At 71.3% G+C, this 18,476-nt stretch carries 14 protein-coding genes; 6 read left to right on the forward strand and 8 right to left on the reverse strand.

The features are described from left to right. Positions 1-23 precede the first annotated feature (23 nt). The 8 genes from prmA to JGR68_RS02080 form a co-directional block, all read right to left on the reverse strand. A complete protein-coding gene (gene prmA / locus JGR68_RS02045) occupies positions 24-941 on the reverse strand; it encodes a 50S ribosomal protein L11 methyltransferase (protein ID WP_199360868.1) in 918 nt (305 codons plus the stop codon). An 86-nt stretch (positions 942-1,027) separates the two neighbouring features. Continuing rightward, positions 1,028-3,025, reverse strand: a complete 1,998-nt coding sequence (locus JGR68_RS02050) for a hypothetical protein (protein WP_199360169.1) — start codon at positions 3,023-3,025, stop codon at positions 1,028-1,030. Between the two features lie 132 nt (positions 3,026-3,157). Then, on the reverse strand, positions 3,158-4,525 hold the full coding sequence (gene accC / locus JGR68_RS02055; protein ID WP_199360170.1) for an acetyl-CoA carboxylase biotin carboxylase subunit: 1,368 nt from the start codon (positions 4,523-4,525) through the stop codon (positions 3,158-3,160). 10 nt (positions 4,526-4,535) lie between these two features. Then, complete coding sequence (gene accB / locus JGR68_RS02060; RefSeq protein ID WP_199360171.1) at positions 4,536-5,015, reverse strand: acetyl-CoA carboxylase biotin carboxyl carrier protein; 480 nt, start codon at positions 5,013-5,015, stop codon at positions 4,536-4,538. 68 nt (positions 5,016-5,083) lie between these two features. Beyond that, positions 5,084-5,530, reverse strand: coding sequence for a type II 3-dehydroquinate dehydratase (gene aroQ / locus JGR68_RS02065; protein ID WP_199360172.1), 447 nt, complete (start codon positions 5,528-5,530; stop codon positions 5,084-5,086). 114 nt (positions 5,531-5,644) lie between these two features. After that, complete coding sequence (locus JGR68_RS02070; protein WP_199360173.1) at positions 5,645-6,244, reverse strand: TlpA disulfide reductase family protein; 600 nt, start codon at positions 6,242-6,244, stop codon at positions 5,645-5,647. Then, positions 6,244-8,688 carry a protein-disulfide reductase DsbD gene (locus JGR68_RS02075; RefSeq protein ID WP_343225114.1) on the reverse strand — a complete coding sequence of 815 codons (2,445 nt, stop codon included), beginning with the start codon at positions 8,686-8,688 and terminating at the stop codon, positions 6,244-6,246. The genes JGR68_RS02070 and JGR68_RS02075 overlap by 1 nt, the downstream gene beginning before the upstream one ends. 627 nt (positions 8,689-9,315) lie before the next feature. Further along, positions 9,316-11,214 carry an endonuclease gene (locus JGR68_RS02080; protein WP_199360174.1) on the reverse strand — a complete coding sequence of 633 codons (1,899 nt, stop codon included), beginning with the start codon at positions 11,212-11,214 and terminating at the stop codon, positions 9,316-9,318. Positions 11,215-11,366: 152 nt separating this feature from the next. On the opposite strand from JGR68_RS02080, the gene JGR68_RS02085 reads away from it, so the two are divergent. The 6 genes from JGR68_RS02085 to JGR68_RS02110 all read left to right on the forward strand — a co-directional run bounded on the left by JGR68_RS02085 (position 11,367) and on the right by JGR68_RS02110 (position 18,384). Further along, entirely contained in the window at positions 11,367-11,864 is a 498-nt protein-coding gene (locus JGR68_RS02085) for an acyloxyacyl hydrolase (RefSeq protein WP_199360175.1), read from the forward strand. A gap of 163 nt (positions 11,865-12,027) precedes the next feature. Beyond that, positions 12,028-12,315, forward strand: a complete 288-nt coding sequence (locus tag JGR68_RS02090) for a co-chaperone GroES (protein WP_199360176.1) — start codon at positions 12,028-12,030, stop codon at positions 12,313-12,315. Positions 12,316-12,399: 84 nt separating this feature from the next. Next, a complete protein-coding gene (gene groL / locus JGR68_RS02095) occupies positions 12,400-14,040 on the forward strand; it encodes a chaperonin GroEL (RefSeq protein WP_199360177.1) in 1,641 nt (546 codons plus the stop codon). A 634-nt stretch (positions 14,041-14,674) separates the two neighbouring features. Beyond that, the gene (locus tag JGR68_RS02100; protein ID WP_199360178.1) at positions 14,675-15,586 is read left to right on the forward strand and encodes a DUF808 domain-containing protein; all 912 of its coding nucleotides are present in this window, start codon (positions 14,675-14,677) and stop codon (positions 15,584-15,586) included. A 3-nt stretch (positions 15,587-15,589) separates the two neighbouring features. After that, entirely contained in the window at positions 15,590-16,759 is a 1,170-nt protein-coding gene (locus tag JGR68_RS02105; protein WP_199360179.1) for a UDP-N-acetylglucosamine--N-acetylmuramyl-(pentapeptide) pyrophosphoryl-undecaprenol N-acetylglucosamine transferase, read from the forward strand. Between the two features lie 8 nt (positions 16,760-16,767). Beyond that, positions 16,768-18,384 carry an NAD(P)/FAD-dependent oxidoreductase gene (locus JGR68_RS02110; RefSeq protein WP_199360180.1) on the forward strand — a complete coding sequence of 539 codons (1,617 nt, stop codon included), beginning with the start codon at positions 16,768-16,770 and terminating at the stop codon, positions 18,382-18,384. The last annotated feature ends 92 nt before the right edge of the window (positions 18,385-18,476 follow it).

The raw sequence follows: 18,476 nt of genomic DNA on the forward strand, positions 1-18,476 counted from the left end.
GCGCCGCGCGCGCGCGGCAGCGCTCAGCCGCGGCGGATGCCGTCAATGCGAACCCAGTCACCATCGACCTCGACCCGCAGTTGCTCGAACCACTCGCCATAGCGCGCAAGCAGCGGCGCCTGCTGCCCGTCGAGGATGCCCGAGAGCGCGAGCCGTCCGCCCGGCGCCACGCATCCGGCGATGGTGTCCGCCAGCGTGTCGAGCGCGGCGGCGAGGATGTTCGCCACCACCACCGGCCACGTACCGGCCGGGGCGTCACCGGGCGCGTGCACCGCCATCCGCGCGTCGACGCCGTTGCGCTGGGCATTGTCGGCCGTGGCCTGCAGGGCCTGCGGGTCGTTGTCGATGCCGGTGGCGTGTGCGGCGCCGAGCTTGAGCGCGGCCAGCGCGAGGATGCCGCTGCCGCAGCCGAAATCGAGCACGCGCACGCCGTCGAGCATGCCGTCGCCGGCGAGGCCGTCGAGCCAGCGCAGGCACAGGGCGGTCGTGGGGTGGGTGCCCGATCCGAAGGCCAGCCCCGGGTCCAGCCGCACCACGGCCGCATCGGCGCCGGCGTCCGCCGGCAGGTCGCGGTTCCAGGGCACGATCCAGGTCCGCCGGCCGAAGCGCAGCGGCTCGTACTGGTCCATCCAGGCCCGCTCCCAGTCCTGGTCCTCGACCTGGCGGAAGGAGGCGCGGCCCCAGTCCAGCCCGGGGTCGAAGCTGTCCAGCGCGGCGAGCAGCAGCAGCGCGTCGGCGTCGTGCGGGAACAGCGCGGTCAGGGTGATCGAGGCCCACAGCGGCGTCTCGCCCACGCCGGGCTCCAGGATCGCGTCTTCGTTGCGGGTGCCGGCGTCGGCGTCGAGCATGGTCACCGCCAGCGCGCCGACGTCGTCGAGCGCGTTCTCGTAGCGGGGCTGCTCGGATTCGCGGCAGTGCAGGGTGAGTTCGAGGAAGGGCATCGCGTGTCGGTCGGCCGGGGAGGCCTGCATGGTACCGGCAGCGCGTCACGCGCCGGCCCGGGGACGTCCCGGGCCGGCGTCGTGGGTCAGGAGCCCGGGACCAGGGTCGCCACCTCGAAGGCGGTGCCACGCCCGCTGCCGTCGGCACGCAGGGTGGCGGTACCGGCCACCGGCGCCTTGGACGAGCGCACCGTGAACGAGTACAGCTCGCCCCAGCCGAGCGTGCGGCCGGCGCTGCCGGCGCTCCACTCGACGCTGTCCGCGCCGGCCACGAAGTCCCAGTCGTTGCCGGACTGCAGGTCGCCGTCGCGGAACGTGGTCGAGGTGATGCTGGCGCCCGAGGCGGTCGCGAGCGCGAACGCGTCGAAGCCCTGCGTGGAGGTGATGCGCAGGTTGGGCGATGCGCCTTCGGTCATCGCGAACGCGAACTCGAAGTTCATCAGCGCGTAGTGGTACTCCCAGCCGCCGCCCACCAGCCGGCGCGCCTTCACCGCCAGCTTGGCGCGTGCGCCGCCGTCCACCAGCTCGGTGATGAGCCGGCGTTCCTTGTTGGGATTCATGTGCGGATTGCGCGGGTTGGGCAGCGGCGGCGCGACGTCGAACCAGCGGTCGATCGCCGAACCCAGGCGCTCGCTGCTGGAGGCGATGTTCCAGGTGCTGCCCGTCCAGCCGGGCGTCGTCACCCGGGTCGACATCGAGTTGTAGATGTTGATGTCGGAGCGCGCCACGTACCAGGACTCGAACAGCCAGCCCGCGCCGGGGTTGGCGGTGGGCGAGACCTGGGCTTCGTTGACCAGCATGCGGTAGCTGTAGCTGTCGCCCGGCGAGTTGTTCATGACCCCGTCGCAGTTGGTGTCGAACACCGAGCCGCAGCGGCCCCACAGCCCGGACGACGGCAGGATCTCGTCGCGCGAGGTCATGCCCTGGGTGTAGTCGTTGTTGCCGACCGAATAGGTATCGGTGCAGCCGCGGCCCAGCGCGTGGCCGTGGTGGTCGCCGCTGTCCAGGCAACTGCCGTTGGTGGTCAGGTAGGCGTGCTTCACCCCCGAGCGGCCGATCTGCTCGAGGCTGCCGTCCGGGTTGGTGCGGTACATGTTCCAGATCAGGTAGGGATGCTGGTCGTTGTTGTACGGCGGCGAGGGCGCGGTGAACTTCTGGTACCAGGGGATGGTGGCGGTCCACAGCGCGGTGCTGGTGCCGAGCGGGTCGCCGGGCACGGTGGCGTTGATGCTGCCCTCGTTGACGTTGTTCTTCAGCGTCGCCGACGGCGTGATCACCATCGTGCCGCTGCCGGCGTTGCCCGTGCAGCCCTGGCAGCGCGAGAACTGCGTGAACGTGCTGAGCATGAAGATGTCGTTCTGGTAGGTGCCGCCGTTGGGCGCCGCCTGGCCGTGCCACGTGATGTAGTTGGCCTGCGGCTGCAGGTCCCCGCTGCCGCGCGCCAGCACCGGCGCGTCGAGCTGCAGCTCGGCGATGGCCATGCCGGCGGCATGCGGGGCGCCCAGGCGCTGGGCCAGGCGCTCGCTGATGCGGATGTCCGACGAGCCGATGGTCAGCGACGGCGGGTCGTCGAGCAGTTCGTGCATCACATGGTCGACGTGGAACCAGGCCACGCCCTGCGCGTCGACGAGGTCGAATTCGGGCTCCATGCCCGGCTTCACCCGGCGCGGGACCAGGCGGAAGCCGTCGAGGTCGATGCTGCCGCCCTTGAACTGGATCGCGTAGCCACCGCGTGCCTGCAGCGCACCGCCGGCCATCTCGCGGGCATAGCCGTTGGTCACCAGGAACTGAAGGCGGCGGCTGTCCTGGAGGGAAAACCGCTCCGAGCCGTCGGTCGCGCGCTGGCCGTGGACCGAGCCCGGCGCGATGCGCAGCCCGAGGTCGCCGGCGAGGTCATGGTTCCAGCGGATGGCGATGTCGCCGCCGCCCACGCTCCATGGCCGCTCCACGCTGCTGGCGGCGCTGGTCGCGCCTTTCGGCGCCGGTGCCGCGGTGCGCGGCTGTGCAAAGGTGATCCCGGCCGCAGCCGTCACCAGAAGGCCGCCCACTACGACGGTCGCGAGCCTGTTCCTGCGATAACGCATCGATCCTCTCTCCCATGGTCGTTGGACCGGCCCCCGTGCCCGGCGTGTCCCGAGCATATGCGAGGGCCGGCCGGCGGCCGTGATGCGCTGCCACATCGTGCCGCCGGCGGGAGAGCGGGCGCCCGGCCCGGCTCACAGCAGGGAGAGCGACTTCTCCTTGCGCTCGGCCAGGCGCTTTTCCAGGTAGTGGATGTTGCGCCCGCCTTCCTCGAATCCGGTGTCGGCGAGGATGCGCTGCTGCAGCGGGATGTTGGTGCGGATGCCGTCGATGACCATCTCCGACAGCGCGACGCGCATGCGGCAGATCGCCTGCTCGCGGTCGGCCCCGTGGACGATCAGCTTGCCGATCATCGAGTCGTAGTTGGCCGGGACGGTGTAGCCCTCGTAGACATGGCTGTCGACGCGCACGCCCGGGCCGCCGGGAGCGTGGAAGTGCTGGATCCGGCCCGGGCAGGGCAGGAAGCTGTCGGGATCCTCGGCGTTGATCCGGCATTCGATGGCATGTCCGCGCATCACCACGTCTTCCTGGCGGATCGACAGCGGGCGCCCGGCGGCGATCATCAGCTGCTCGCGGATCAGGTCGATGCCGGTGACCATCTCGGTGACCGGGTGCTCGACCTGGATGCGGGTGTTCATCTCGATGAAGTAGAAGCGCCCGTCCTCGAACAGGAACTCGAAGGTGCCGGCGCCGCGGTAGCCGATGCGCAGGCAGGCCTCGACGCAGACGCGGCCGATCTCCTCGCGCATGGCGTCGGTGATGCCGGGCGCGGGCGCTTCCTCCACCACCTTCTGGTGGCGGCGCTGCATCGAGCAGTCGCGCTCGCCGAGGTGGATGGCCTGGCCCTGGCCATCGGCCAGCACCTGGATCTCGATGTGGCGCGGGTTCTCGAGGAACTTCTCCATATAGACCATGTCGTTGCCGAAGGCCGCCTTGGCCTCCTGCTTGGTGGTCGCGATGGCGTTCACCAGCGCCGCCTCGGTCTGCACCACGCGCATGCCGCGGCCGCCGCCGCCGCCCGACGCCTTGACGATCACCGGATAGCCGATCTCGCGCGCAACGCGGACGTTCTCGGCCGGGTCGTCGCCCAGCGGGCCGCCGGAGCCGGGCACGCAGGGCACGCCGGCCTCCTTCATCGCGCGGATCGCCTCCACCTTGTCGCCCATCATGCGGATGGTGTCGGCCTTGGGGCCGATGAAGACGAAGCCCGACTGCTCCACGCGCTCGGCGAAGTCGGCGTTCTCGGCCAGGAAGCCGTAGCCGGGGTGGATCGCCTGCGCGTCGGTGACCTCGGCCGCGGCGATGATGCTGGCCATGTCGAGGTAGCTCTGCGGCGACGGCGCGGGGCCGATGCAGACCGACTCGTCGGCCATGGCCACGTGCTTGAGGTTGCGGTCCACGGTGGAGTGCACCGCCACCGTGCGGATGCCCAGCGCATGGCAGGCGCGCAGGATGCGCAGCGCGATCTCGCCGCGGTTGGCGATGACGACCTTGTCGAGCATGCCGGCGGCCTCAGCCGATCACGAACAGCGGCTGGTCGAACTCGACCGGCTGCCCGCTCTCGCCGACGATCGCCAGCACCGTGCCGCCGACGTCGGCCTCGATCGGGTTGAACATCTTCATCGCCTCGACGATGGCCAGCGTGTCACCGGCGTTGACGGTCTGGCCGACGGTGACGAAGGGCGGCTTGTCCGGCGCCGGCGAGGCGTAGAAGGTGCCGACCATCGGCGAGCGCACCACGTGGCCGTCGGGCAGCGACGGGCCGCTGGGCTCGGCCGGGCGCGCGCCGCCGGTGGCGGCCTGGACGGGGGACTGCATCGGCATGACCGCTTCGGCGGGGGGCGCGTAGTGCGGCGACGGCTGCACCGGGCCGTAGCCGGTGCGCGGCGTGCGCGCCAGGCGGACCGATTCCTCGCCCTCCTTGATCTCGATCTCGGCGAGGTTGGAGTCCTCGAGCAGGTCGATCAGCTTCTTGATTTTTCTCAGGTCCATGCGGGCCTCTCGGGTAGTGCCGGGCGCGGACGCCGGCGATGGATACGGGATGGGGATACGGGGACGGATCAGGACGCCGGCGCCAGGCGGGCCAGCGCGGCGTCCAGGGCAAGGAAATAGCTCGCGGCGCCGAAGCCCGCGACCACGCCGACCGCCAGGTCGCTGAAATAGCTCTGGCGGCGGAAGGGCTCGCGGGCGTGCGGATTGGACAGGTGCACCTCGATGAACGGAACCGCGACCGCGGCCAGCGCATCGCGCAGGGCCACCGAGGTGTGGGTGAAGGCGGCGGGGTTGAACAGCACGAAGCGGGTGCCATCGCCGGCCGCCGCCTGGATGCGGTCGACCAGCACGTGCTCGGCGTTCGACTGCAGGCTCTCGAACGCCAAGCCCGCGGCCTCGATCCGTGCGAGCAGGGTCGCGTCGATCGCAGCCAGCGTGTCACGGCCATAGATCTCCGGCTCGCGGCTGCCGAGCAGGTTGAGATTGGGGCCGTGGAGGACGAGGATCCGGTCCATTCAGTGCGGCGCGGTGCCCGGCGTAAAAACGGCGGCCAGTCTGCGCCAAGCCGCCGTTGCTGTCCAGATCGCCGAACTTCTGCGACAAAGCGCAGTTTTAATCGGTCGTTTGAATCACTCGTCGATGCGCGCCCACGCGTCGAGCTCGCCGTGGGTGAAGGGACCGATCCGCTGCTTGAGCAGGCGACCGTCGGCCGAGACCAGCACGGTATAGGGCAGCACCCCACGCGGATTGCCCAGCTGGACCCCGGCGTCGCGCGGCCCCGGGGCGTCGAGCACGATCGGATAGCGCACCGGGATGCGCTCGAGGAAGGCGTCGACCGATGCCTGGTCATCGAGCGCGATCCCGATCACCTGGACGCCCGACGTGCCCTGGGCGGCGGCGTAGCGGTCGAGTTCGGGCATTTCCTCGATGCAGGGACCGCACCAGCTGGCCCAGAGGTTGACCAGCAGCGGGCGGCCGCCGAAGTCAGCGGGCAGGGTGCGCGGCGTGCCGGCCAGGTCGGGAAGGGTGATCGCGGGTACCGGCCCGCCGCGCGTGGCCACGGCCAGGCCGTCGGGCGTCGGTGGCGCGACCGCGCCCATCGCCTGCTGGACCGCGCGCTGGCCGAGTTCGGTGCGCAGCAGCGGTCCCGGCCCATTCACCGCCAGGCCGGCGACCACGCCGAGCACGCCCGCCACCAGCGCCACCAGCAGGATCGTCCGCGTGCCCATCAGCGCGCCGCCCGTTCGAGCGCGGCGACCGCCACGTCGCGGTCAAGCACGGCGGGCAGGACCTCGCCGGCGCCGCCGCCGCGCGGGTAGACCACGTACAGCGGCACGCCGACGGCGCGATGCTGCTCGAGGAAGGCGCTGATCCCAGGGTCGACATTGGTCCAGTCGCCCACCATGTAGACCGCGCCGGTGCGCTGCAGCGCGTCGCGGAAGGCGTCGCTGGACAGCGTCGTCCGCTCGTTGGCCTTGCAGGTCACGCACCAGTCGGCGGTCATGTTGACGAAGACCGGGGTCCCCGCGTCGCGCAACGCCTGCAGCCGCGCCGCCGAATACGCGACTGTGGCGCCGTCGGCCGCGACCGCCGCCGCCGGCGACGCGGGTGCGGGCAGGCGACTGGCCAGCCAGGCCGACGACAGCGCCACCGCGAGCAGGGCCACCGCCGGCAGGCGCCGCAGCCAGCCGCCGCGCATGCGCGCGCGCTCGAGCCACCACAGCGCCAGCGCCATCACCGCCACGCCGGCGGCAACCAGGGCCATCGCGTCCACGCCGCGCTGGCGACCCAGCACCCAGGCCAGCCAGATCGCGGTCAGGTACATGGGGAAGGCCATGACCTGCTTGAGCGTGTCCATCCAGGCGCCGGGGCGCGGGAGGCGCTCGGCCAGCCCGGGCACGAAGCCCACCAGCAGAAAGGGCAGCGCCAGCCCCAGACCCAGTGCCAGGAACACCAGGACCGCCACCGCCGGGGTCGCGGTGAAGGCGTACGCCAGGGCGCCGCCCATGAAGGGCGCGATGCAGGGGCTGGCGACGACGCAGGCCAGCACGCCGGTGAAGAAATCGCCCACCGGGCCGGTCCGCGACGCGAGGCCCTGGCCGAGGTTGGCGCTGCCGCCAATGCTGAAGACGCCAGACAGGCTGAGGCCCACCGCCGCCATCAGCAGCACCAGCGCGGCGACGAAGCCCGGCTGCTGCAGCTGGAAGCCCCAGCCCAGCGCCTGGCCGGCCGCGCGCAGCGCCAGCACCGCCAGGCCCACGACGGCGAAGGCGGTGACGACGCCCGCGGTGTACCAGAGCGCATGGCGGCGCGCGTGGGCGCGGCCACCGCCGCCCTGCGCCAGGCCCAGCACCTTGAGCGACAGGATCGGCAGCACGCAGGGCATGACGTTCAGGAGCACGCCGCCGCCGAGCGCCAGCAGCAGGGCCAGGGCCAGTCCGCCGGCGCCGCTGGCCGGGGGCGTGCTGCGGGCGGCGTTGTCGGCGGTCGTGCCCGCGCCGGCGGTCGCGGTGCCCGCGGTCGCGGTGCCCACAGCGGTGCCGGCAGTGGCGCCGGCATCGCGCGCGGCGCGGCCGGCTTCCAGGCCGGCAACCGCGCCGTCGGCTTCGGCGGCGCCCGCCGTTGCGGCGTCAACGGGCAGCCCGTCGGAACCGACGGTGGATCCGCTGGCACGGGTGGCGTCGGCGGACGCCGCTGCGGTCGCGCCCGGGGCGCCCGGGGCGCCCGGGCCGTCCGGCGTCGCCGGCACGCCCGGCCCCGCAACGTCGGCCTGCGGCGTCACCGTGCCCGCCGGCAGGGCGACGCGCACGCGGCGCGTCATCGGCGGATAGCAGATGCCGTCGGCCTGGCAGCCCTGGAAGGTGGCGCTGAGCGTGGCCTGGCGCGGCTCCGCGTGGCTGCGCAGCAGCGGCAGCGGCACGTCCACGCCGTCGAAATACACCACCACGTCGCCGAAATATTCGTCGCGGTGGGCCGTGCCGCGCGGCCAGCGCGGCGCGCCGGCACGGATGCCCTCGGCCTCGAGCTGGAAGCGGCTCTGGTCGCGGTAGATGTAGTAGCCCGGCGCCGGCGTCAGGCGCATCAGGATGGTGTTGCCGCCGTCGGCGATGGCCTCGAACGCGAAGGCCTGGTCCTCGGGCAGCGGCATCGCGCCGGCCGCGCCGGGCAGGGCGAGCGGGCGCGGCCCACTGCCCAGCGACTGGCCGAGCGCCGAGAAGCCGGCATCCGGCTGGCCACGGCCGGGCGGGGTGCCGGCCGTCGGTGCCGGCAGGGCGACCGTGATCGTGCGGGTCTGCGGCGGATAGCAGATGCCGAGGTCGGCACAGCCCTGGTAGCGGACCTTGAGCCGGGTGACCGGGCCGGTGGCGGTGCCGGGCAGGACGGCTTCGACGCGACCCCGGTAGGTCTCGACCGCGCCGAAGAACTCGTCGGTGTGCCGCTTGCCGGCCGGCAGCTGCAGGCCCGCCGGCGCGGCGCGGAAACCGCCATCCACCGGCTCCGCGCCCATGCGGTGGCGATACAGGTAGTAGCCGTCGGCGATCGCCCAGCTGAGCTCGATGCGATCCGGCCCCGTGGCCTCGGCGCGCAGCACGAAGGCCTCGTCCACCGGCAGCAGGTCGTCCATGTCGATGGCCAGCGCGGCCGGTGACGCCAGCAGCAGGGCCGCGATCACAGACAGGCCGGGCAGGCGCCACGTCCGGTCCGCCGGCTCCTTGCGCAGGAACAGCGCTGTGCGGAGCGCGAGGGTGCCGCGACGGATGAAGGACTGCAGGTTCAAGGCGGTGCGGCGAGGTGGAGGCGGCCCGCTAGGGTAGCCGAGCGAGTTGGTCTGGCGCCTGTCCGCCTCGCATGGGACAGGTCTTGCGCCCACGCTTTTCGTTGCAGCGGGTGCCTCGAGCAGGCGCGCGCTGCCTGCCGCGGATGCAGGGAGGATGCCCAGCCGGATGTCTCCGCGTCCTGCTCCCATCATCCGGCCGCCGGCCATCCATGGCCGGCTCTGGTCATCCCCCCTGCATCCGCGGCAGGCCCGACCCTTGTCGCGGTCTGGAGAAGCAAACGCCCGCCCTTGCCGTTGGGCGGAGCGCGGGCAAAGCCACACCGCTTTGGCGCGTGGCCTGCTGACGGGAAGTCAAGGAGGAGGTGACGGCCCTCCGGGCCGGCACCGGGGGACATGAGCGGCAGCAGGCCATGCGTCGAAGCGCCGCGACGCCGCACCCGGCGTCTGCCTCGCGTGCGAGAAGAGCCAAAAAAAGGGGCGCCGGTTCCCCGGCGCCCCCTCTTCAATCGCCGTGACCCCGACTCAGCGCAGGAGTCTGGCCTTGGCCGCGCTGCTGCTGCGGGCCGGTGCCGATGCCGGTGCCAGCGCCGGTGCCGGTACAGTCACGCGCTCGCGCGGGTCACGGATGCGCGGGTTGCGCGGCGGCGTGGGCGTCGGCGTCGCCAGTTCGCAGGTGCCGGGCGTGGTCGAAGTGAACAGCGCCGTCGTGCCCCACTCCGGGTGGTCGATGAACGGGTTGCGGTTGCCCTGGTAGGCGAAGACCACCTCGTTGCGCGCGCGCTCCGCCGCATCCGGCGGGTCGGCCAGGTGCCACTCGACCAGGGTCGACAGCAGGCCCATGTAGGCCGGCGCTTCCAGCGAGCTGGTGCTGACGATCAGGCTGCGATTGTCGGTGAGCTCGAGGTCGGGCTCGCGCTGGGCGGTGGTCGGGTGCTGGCCGCCTTCGTAGCGGATCGCCATGTACATCACCGCGCGCGCCATGTCGCCGCGGCGTGCGCCCCAGACCTCGAACGAGCCGGCATTGCCGTTCGCACCTTCGACCCAGTTCGAGTTGCCCGGGTAGACGCCGGTGCCGCCGCCGCGGCCGTTGTAGGACTCGGTCGCGCGTTCCGAGCAGCCGGCGTCGCAGTTGGCGAACGGCATGTTGCCGCGGTTCGAGTTGTAGACCTCGTCGCTCAGGTAAAGCATGTGCGTGTCGGTGTACGGCGCGTTCGGCAGGCCGCCCAGGCTGTTGCCGGGGAAGCCGAGCGAGTTCGGCCAGGTGTGCTCGCGGTTGTACTTGTTGCTGCCGCCCGAGCCGGCCCGATCGCTGCCCTTGGCGTAGGTCCGGTTGCGGTAGACGTCGAGGATCCGGCCGGGATCGTTGGGATCCTCGTCGGCGATCTCGAGGATGGTCCAGGTGTTGGTGCCGCTGCCGCTGTAGGGGTAGGCGACGTGGCCGCGGATGGTCTCGTGCAGCGAGCAGCGCAGCTGGCCGGGGCTCGATGTGTTGACCAGGCCGTAGTACTCCCCGTTGCCGCTGCCCCGGTCGGCGTGCCTCACGCGGAAGGCCACGGTGGTGCTGGACTCCGGAGCGGTCGCGTCGAGGTCCACGATCCGGCTGGCGTCGATCTGCAGCGAGCAGGCCTGGCCGGGGACGAGCGGGCGCACGGGGGTCAGGGTGAAGCTGGTCGCCTGGGTGACGTGGTCCAGCGTCGTGGTGCGGCGGCGGGGCACGCCCTCGCAGCTGAGGCGGAAGGCGCCCGGCTCGACGATGACCGGTTCGCTGAAGGTGACCGTCATGTCGGCGGCGTAGGGGAAATCGCTCGAACCCTGCGCCGGGAAGGTGTCGACCACGGTCGGCGCGGCATTGCCGGCCTCGCCGAAGGTCTGGCTGTTGTTGCAGGTGCCGAAGGTCGCGGTGGCCGATCCCGCCCAGGTGAAGTCGGCCTGGACGTTGCCGGTGCCGCCGAGCTGCAGCGAGGTGCCGACCGGCGTGTTGTTGGGTTCCGAGACGCCGATGTCCTCGCTGGCCATGCCCGCGGCCGGCCCGTTCGTGGCGGTCATCACGCCTTCGTAGCTCAGGAACTGGACCACGTTGCCCTGCGGGTCGACCAGGGCGACGCCGTCGGGCGAGCCGTTCTGCAGGCCATCGACGGGGTAGTTGACCGTGGCGAATCGCACGTTGCCGCCGCAGGTGGCCGCGACGCCGGCGGGCAGCGTGCTGGTGGAATAGGACTGGCCGTTGCTGCCGTTGTAGAGGACCAGCTGGTAGTCGGCCAGGTTCTCGCCGGCGCTGCCCACCACTTCGATCGCCTCGCCGACGTCGGCGCCGGCGTTGTCGTAGTGGATCTCGTTGATGAAGACCTCGGCATGCGCCGGGAAGGTGGCCGCGGCCGCAAGTGCGATCGCGCAGAACAGAGTGGAACGCTCGGAACGCATTCGGTGTCTCTCCCCAATTGGACGGGGCAATTTACCCCCGCGATATGACAATGTCGCGCCGGGCGACACACTTTCCCGCTTGCCTGCACGCCGGCGCGACATGCCGTCCGTATGCTTTCGATGCTGCGTCCCCATTCATCGAAGGCTTTCCCATGCAACTTCCCTGCGGCTCCGCGCTGCGCTCCGGAGTGGTGGCGCTGGCACTGGCCGCGGCGCCGCTGGCCGCGGCCGGCAGCGACATCGAACTGGCCGCCGGGGCTTCGACCACCACCGACCGCGAGTTCACCCGTACGGCCTCGATCGCCTGGGTGCCGAAGCTGCGCGACCTCGACAATGCCGTGCTCCGGGCCCAGACCGGACTCATCTACGTCGACGGGCGTGGCCCGGTCACCGACCGGGACCTGGAGGACGAGGTCTGGGTCGGCTACGTCGGCCTGCGCTACGAGCGCACCGACAACGGCCTGACCCTGGGCGCGGCCATCGGGGCCCAGTCAGGGGAGACCGACGCCCTGTCGGGCGATCCCCAGTTCGTGACCTCGGTGGGCTGGCGCTGGGACCGGTTCTCGCTGTCGGTCCGGCACATCTCCAACGCCAGCCTGCACAGCCCGAACAACGGCGAGACCGCCCTGGTGGGTGCCTGGCGCTTCTGACGCCGGCACCCCTTGAACTCCCGCCGCGGCCCCCCATCTCTGGGACATCCCGGTCCGCCGGGTTTTTCGCGGCGCGTCCTCTGGCACTCGGCATCCCCGACTGCCAGAATATGCGACCGATTTGCCCCTTAGTCGTTACAAACCAATCACTTGTGAGGATTGCATGAACCTGAAGCCGCTCTACGACCGCGTGGTCGTCAAGCCGATCGAAGCCGATGAAGTCTCCGCCGGCGGCATCCTGATCCCGGACAACGCCAAGGAAAAGCCGACCAGGGGCGAAGTGATCGCCGTGGGCGACGGCAAGGCCCTGGACAACGGCAGCCTGCGCGCGCCGAAGGTCAAGGTCGGCGACAAGGTCATCTACGGCCAGTACTCCGGCTCGGCGTACAAGCACGAAGGCACCGAATACAAGATCGTGCGCGAGGACGACATCCTCGCCATCGTCGGCTGAGCGCGCCCGGGCGCCTCGCGATCCCGGGCCCTGGCCCGGGGCTTTGACCCAACTCTCTCCTGATCCCAATTCGAGGTAATACACATGTCCGCGAAGGAAATCCGCTTCGGCGAAGACGCGCGCGCCAAGATGGTGCGTGGCGTCAACGTGCTCGCCAACGCCGTCAAGGCGACGCTTGGCCCCAAGGGTCGCAACGTCGTGCTCGACAAGAGCTTCGGCTCGCCCACGATCACCAAGGACGGCGTGTCCGTCGCCAAGGAGATCGAGCTGGCCGACAAGTTCGAGAACATGGGCGCGCAGATGGTGAAGGAAGTCGCCTCGCGCACCTCCGACAACGCCGGTGACGGCACCACCACCGCGACCGTGCTGGCCCAGGCCTTCATCCGCGAGGGCATGAAGGCGGTCGCCGCCGGCATGAACCCGATGGACCTCAAGCGCGGCATCGACCAGGCCGTGATCGCCGCCGTCGCCGAGCTGAAGAACATCTCGAAGCCGTCGTCGACCTCGAAGGAAATCGCCCAGGTCGGCACCATTTCGGCCAACTCCGACGCCAACATCGGCGACCTGATCGCCCAGGCGATGGACAAGGTCGGCAAGGAAGGCGTGATCACGGTCGAGGAAGGCTCGGGCCTCGAGAACGAGCTCGACGTCGTCGAGGGCATGCAGTTCGACCGCGGCTACCTCTCGCCGTACTTCATCAACAACCAGCAGTCGATGTCGGCCGAGCTGGATGATCCCTTCATCCTGCTGCACGACAAGAAGATCTCCAACGTCCGCGACCTGCTGCCCGTGCTCGAAGGCGTGGCCAAGTCCGGCAAGCCGCTGCTGATCGTGGCCGAGGAAGTCGAGGGCGAGGCCCTGGCCACGCTGGTGGTCAACACCATCCGCGGCATCGTCAAGGTCGTGGCCGTCAAGGCCCCGGGCTTCGGCGACCGTCGCAAGGCGATGCTGGAAGACATGGCCATCCTCACTGGTGGCACGGTGATCTCCGAGGAAGTCGGCCTGACGCTCGAGAAGGCGACGATCAAGGACCTCGGCCGCGCGAAGAAGGTGCAGGTCTCGAAGGAGAACACCACGATCATTGATGGCGCCGGCGAGTCGACGGGCATCGAAGGCCGCATCAAGCAGATCAAGGCGCAGATCGAGGAGACCTCCTCCGACTACGACCGCGAGAAGCTGCAGGAGCGCGTGGCCAAGCTGGCCGGCGGCGTTGCGGTGATCAAGGTCGGTGCCTCGACCGAGATCGAGATGAAGGAAAAGAAGGCCCGCGTCGAAGACGCCCTGCACGCCACGCGTGCGGCCGTCGAAGAAGGTGTGGTCCCGGGCGGCGGCGTTGCGCTGCTGCGCGCCAAGACCGCCATCGAAGGCCTGAAGGGTGCCAACGAAGACCAGAACCATGGCATCGAGATCGCGCTCCGCGCGATGGAATCGCCGCTGCGCGAGATCGTCGCCAACGCCGGTGAAGAGCCGTCGGTCATCGTCAACAAGGTCAAGGACGGCACCGGCAACTTCGGCTACAACGCCGCCAACGGCGAGTTCGGCGACATGGTCGAGTTCGGCATCCTGGACCCGACCAAGGTCACCCGCACCGCGCTGCAGAATGCGGCCTCGATCGCCGGCCTGATGATCACGACCGAAGCGATGGTGGCCGAGCTGCCGAAGAAGGAAGAGCCCGCGATGGGCGGCGGCGGTGGCATGGGCGGCATGGGCGGCATGGATTTCTGATCCAGCGCGACTGCGTCACTGCATCATGGAGGACCCCGCTTCGGCGGGGTCCTTTTTTTTCGGCTGCAGAACGGGACTGCGTGGTGGTCCACGCGGCCCGTCCCGCGCACAGGGGGTGTGCTGCGCCGGCCGTCTCCGCGTCCTGCTGCCAGCGGCCGGGCGCCGGCCATCCATGGCCGGCTCTCCGCACACCCCCTGTACGCGGGACGGGCTCCGGCCTTTATCGCTACGGACTGCAGAGCAAAGTCGCTGCGCCGGGAAAATTCTGATCAACAGGGGCGCGCCGGACTCACATTGACGAGGACGCGACGGCCTGCCGCGCCGTTCGGCTTTGTCCCGCCACAGGATTGCGAAAGAAGTCGGACCCGCCGTGGATGCAGGGGGGATGACCAGAGCCGGCCATGGATGGCCGGCGGCCGGAACTGGGAGCAGGACAGCGAAGATTCCGGCTGGTCATCCCCCCTGCATCCGCGGCGGGCGCTGCATAGCAAGGCATCCCCCCCTGCATCCGCGGCGGGCACCGCACACCCCGACCCCGCCCATGGAAGGGGGCGAAAGTCCGTGACGGGGGCGTATCGCCCGATCCCGGAGGCGATGCGACAATCCGCGGCTCCTGACCGAAACGACGAACCCCATGGCCGGCGCCTCACTGCTCACCCTCCTCGACGACATCGCGACCCTGCTCGACGACGTCTCGGTCCTGACCAAGGTGGCCGCCAAGAAGACCGCGGGCGTGATCGGCGACGACCTGGCGCTCAACGCGCAGCAGGTCGCTGGCGTGAAGGCCAATCGCGAGCTGCCGGTGGTCTGGGGCGTGTTCAAGGGATCGCTGGTCAACAAGCTGATCCTGGTGCCGGCGGCGCTGCTGATCAGCTGGCTGGTGCCGGTGCTGGTGGTGCCGCTGATGATGGTGGGCGGCGCCTACCTCTGCTACGAGGGCTTCGAGAAGGTGGTGGAGAAGCTCTTCCACCGCCACGAGAAGCCCGACCCGGAGGCGCGCGCGCAGGCGGTGCTGGCTTCTGGCGAGACCCCGCGCGAGCTGGAGAAGAAGAAGATCCGCGGCGCGGTGCGCACCGATTTCATCCTCTCGGCCGAGATCATCGTGCTGTCGCTGGCGGTGGTGGCCGACGAGCCCCTGCTGACGCGCACGGTCTCGCTGTCGGTGATCGCGCTCGGCGTCACCCTGCTGATCTACGGCCTGGTGGCCGCGATCGTGAAGATGGACGACGTCGGCCTGTGGCTGGACAAGCGCGAGGGCGCGCTGGCGCCGCTGGGGCGTGGCCTGGTCTACGTGGCGCCGTGGCTGATGAAGACGCTCGGCGTCGTCGGCACCATCGCCATGTTCCTGGTGGGCGGCGGCATCTTCGTGCACAACATCGACGCCCTGCACCACGTGCTCGAGGTGCTGGAGGGCCGGGGCGTGCCCGCCTTCGTCGCGGATACCGGCATCAGCCTGGTCGTGGGCATCGTGGTCGGCGCGCTGGTCGCCGGCGCGGTCACGCTGGTGAACCGCGTGCGCGGCAAGCCCGCGGTCGCGGCGCACTGAGTCGTGCGCGAAGGGGCAGGGCGCGCGGGGCGCGCCACGATCGCACTGGCCGCCGGCGGCACCGGCGGGCACCTGTTCCCGGCCGAGGCCCTGGCGCGCGAGCTGCAGGCGCGCGGGCGCGAGGTCGTGCTCTACACGGAGGCCCGCGGCGCGCGTTTCACCCAGGCGCTCGAGGGCCTGCCGCACGTGGTGCTGCCGGCGCGCAGCCTGGCCGGCGGGCTCGGCGGCAAGCTGGCCGCGGCCGCGGTGATCGCGCGCGCCACGCTGTTGGCGCGGGTGGACATGAAGCGTCGCGGGGTCGGCCTGGTGGCGGGCTTCGGCGGCTATCCCAGCTTCGCCCCGGCGCTGGCCGGGCGCAGCCTGGGGCTTCCGCTGCTGCTGCATGAGCAGGGCTCGCGCCTGAGCCTCGCCAACCGCCAGCTGCTGCGCTTCGCCGACCGGGTGGCCACGTCCTTCGGTGGGCTGGAAGGGGTCGACGACGGCGCGCGCGCCACGCTGGTCGAAACCGGCAACCCGGTGCGCGCCGGCATCCTGGCCGCGGCGCGGGCGCCCTATCCGTCGCAGACCGGCGGGGCGCCGCTGCGCCTGCTGGTGGTCGGCGGAAGCCAGGGCGCCGCGGTGTTCGGGCGGGTGCTGCCGCCGGCGCTGGCGCTGCTGCCCGAAGGCCTGCGCGCGCGCCTGCGCCTGTCGCTGCAGTACCGCGGCGACGATGCCGCGGCGGTCGCCGCCCTGCTGCGCGACGCCGGGATCGAGGCCGAGCTGGAGCCCTTCTTCGACGACATGGCCGCGCGCCTGCGCGACTCCCACCTCGTCATCACCCGCGCGGGTGCGACCACCATCGCCGACCTGCTGGTGGTCGGGCGCCCGGCGATCCTGGTGCCGATTCCCCAGGGCGGGTCGCGCGCCGAGCAACTGGGCAATGCCCAGGCGCTCGAACGCCTCGGCGCCGGCTGGTGCATGCGCGAGGACGCCGACGGCTTCACTGCCGAGGCGCTGGCGCAGCGCCTGCGCCAGCTGTTCGCGGATCCCTCGCAGCTCGCCGAGGCCGCGGCGGCCGCCTCGCGGCTGGGGCGACCCGACGCCGCCGCGCGCCTGGCCGACGCGGTGGAGGCGCTGCTCGCCGCAGGCGCGGAGCCGGGACACCGCGGCGACGTCGACCGGCGCGGGGACTGACTCCAGCCGTGGGCACCACCGACGACGTCATCATCATCGGCGGCGGCCACAACGGCCTGGTCTGCGCCGCCTACCTGGCCGGTGCCGGACTGAAGGTGCGGGTGCTCGAGCGCCGCGGCATCGTGGGCGGCGCGGCGGTGACCGAGGAGTTCCATCCCGGCTTCCGCAACTCGGTCGCCAGTTACACGGTGAGCCTGCTCAACCCGCGCGTGATCGCCGACCTGCGCCTGGCCGGACATGGCCTGCGCGTGGTCGAGCGGCCGTACTCGAACTTCCTGCCGCTGCCCGATGGCCGCGCCTTCCGGCTCGGCGGCGACCATGGCCTGGCCGAAGTCGCGCGCTGGTCGGCCCGCGACGCCGAGCGCCTGCCCCAGTACTACGCGATGCTGGAGCGCGTGGTCGCCGTGCTGCGCGAGCTGACCCTGCTGACGCCACCCAACGTGTCCGACGGCTTTGTGCTGGCCGACTGGCTGGCCTCGGCCACCGTCGCGCGGCGGCTCGGGCGGCTCGACATGCGCGGGCGGCGCGACCTGCTGGAGCTGTTCACCAGGTCCGCGGGCGACCTGCTCGACCACTGGTTCGAATCCGGGCCACTGAAGGCCGCCCTGGGCTGGGATTCGGTGGTCGGCAACTTCGCCAGCCCGTACACGCCGGGCTCGGCCTATGTCCTGCTGCACCACGTGTTCGGCGAGGTCAACGGCAAGCCCGGCGCCTGGGGCCACGCCATCGGCGGCATGGGCGCGATCACCCAGGCCATGGCCGCCGAGTGCGCGGCCCGCGGGGTGGTGGTCGAGACCGGCGCCGAGGTCGCGCAGGTGCTGGTGGAAGGCGGCCGCGCCGTGGGCGTGGCGCTGGCCGACGGCCGCGCGCTGCGCGCGAAGGCGGTGGCGGGCAACATCAATCCGAAGCTGCTCTACACCGCGCTGGTCCCGCGCGAGCACCTCGACGAGGACACCGCGCAGCGCTTCGCGCGCTACCGCTGCGGCTCCGGCACCTTCCGCATGAACGTGGCGCTGTCCGAGCTCCCCGACTTCACCGCGGCGCCGGGCACGGCGCTGCAGCCGCACCACCAGAGCGGGATCCTGGTCGGGCACTCGCTGCGCTATTTCGAGCAGGCCTATTTCGATGCGAAGTCCAAGGAGCACAACGCCGGATGGGCGCGCGCGCCGATCGTCGAACTGGTCATTTCCTCGACCCTCGACGACACCCTGGCGCCGCCCGGCCAGCACGTTGCCAGCCTGTTCTGCCAGCACGTGCACCCGGACGTCGACGGCGGCTGGGACGCGCACCGGGACACCGTGGCGCGGCTGATGATCGACACCGTCGACGCGGTCGCGCCCAACTTCCGCGCCAGCGTGCTCGGCTACGAGGCGCTGTCGCCGCTCGACCTGGAGCGGCGTTTCGGCCTGGTCGGGGGCGACATCTTCCATGGCGCCCTGGGGCTGGACCAGCTGTTCTCGGCCCGCCCGGTGCTGGGCCAGGGCAACTATCGCGGCGCGCTCCCGGGCCTCTACCTGTGCGGCTCGGGCACCCATCCCGGTGGCGGCGTGACCGGATTGCCGGGGCGCAACGCGGCCCGCGAGATCGCGCGCGACTTCGGGCGCAGGCTGCCCGTCGGCACTTGACGAATGCTGTACCGGCCAGTCTCGTTTTGCGCTGCAGCGTGCAAGTTGCATAACGCTTCCTTCACGATCGATCCGCACCCGACGTGGGGGAG

Source organism: Luteimonas sp. MC1750, from assembly GCF_016615955.1.
GTDB lineage: Bacteria > Pseudomonadota > Gammaproteobacteria > Xanthomonadales > Xanthomonadaceae > Luteimonas.